A 1,349-nucleotide genomic window follows, 5' to 3' on the forward strand; every position below is an offset into this window, starting at 1 on the left:
TCGGCGCGGGCCGGCCGGGCCCCCGCCCCCGGGCGCTGGGCCAGTCGCCCAGCAGCCCGCAGGGACCCCCGCACCCGGGAGGTCGCCCACCCGCCAAGCACCCCGCAGGGACCCCCGCACGCCACAATGGTCCCGTGCGGTATCTCATCCTCGGCGGAACCCTCGCGCTCGACCCCCACGGCACCCCCGTCCCTCTCACCGCTCCCCGTCTCCGCCGGCTGCTCGCCGCCCTGGCGCTCAGGCCGGGCCGGGCCGTGCCCGTCGGGGTGCTGATCGGGGACGTATGGCGCGGGGACGAGCCGCAGGACGCGCCGGCCGCGCTCCAGGCGCTCGTGGGCAGGCTGCGGCGGGTGATCGGGAAGGACGCCGTGGAGAGCGCGCCGGGCGGCTACCGGCTCGTCGCCGCCGCCGACGTTGTCGATCTGTACGAGTTCGAAGGGCTGGTCCGCACCGCCGCGGACCAGCCCGCCGACACCGCCGCCCACACCCTGCGCACCGCCCTGGACCTGTGGCGCGGCCCCGCGCTCGCGGACCTGGACGATCCGGAGTACGCCGCCCGCCCCGAGGCCCGGCGCCTGACCGCGCTGCGGCTGCGGATCGCGGCCGATCTGGAGCGCGGCGCCCTCGACGGCCTCGTACCGGAACTGCGGGAACTGGCCGGCGCGCATCCGTACCACGAACCCTTCCGCGCCCTCCTGATCCGGGCTCTCGCGGCCGAGGGCCACCACGCCGACGCCCTCGTCGCCTACGAGGAGGCCCGCCGCGCCATCGCCGAAGGACTCGGCGCCGACCCGGGCCCGGAGCTGCGGGCCCTGTACGCCGAACTGCTCGGCCCGCCGCCCGAGCGCCCGGAACGCGGCAATCTGCGCCCCCGGCTCACCTCGTTCGTCGGCCGGGCCCCGGACATCGAGACCATCAGGGCCGATCTGACCCGCTCCCGGCTGGTCACCCTCACCGGACCCGGCGGCTCCGGAAAGACCCGGCTCGCCGAGGAGGCCGCCGCCCCCGAAACCGCCTGGCTCGTCGAACTCGCCCCCCTCGACACCCCCGACGCCCTCCCCGGAGCCGTACTGTCCGCGCTACGGCTGCGCCAGACCACCCTCATAGCCCCGGAGAGCGGCTCCCACGCCGACCCCGCCGAACGGCTCGTCGCCCAGCTGCGGGACCGCGCCCTCCTCCTCGTACTCGACAACTGCGAGCATCTGATCGAGGCCGCCGCGGAACTCACCGAAACCCTTCTCACCCACTGCCCCCGGCTCACCGTTCTGGCGACGAGTCGGGAGCCGTTGGGGGTGCCGGGGGAGTTGGTGCGGCCGGTTGATCCGTTGCCGGGTCCGGTGGCGTTGCGG

Annotated in this window: 1 protein-coding gene; it reads left to right on the plus strand. The window is 76.2% G+C overall.

What is annotated here, in order from left to right:
• Positions 1-134: 134 nt before the first annotated feature.
• A partial coding sequence (locus ACWF94_RS40570) for a BTAD domain-containing putative transcriptional regulator (protein ID WP_453500322.1) occupies positions 135-1,349 on the plus strand: 1,215 nt, incomplete at its 3' end.

The organism is Streptomyces sp. NPDC055078, from assembly GCF_053607985.1.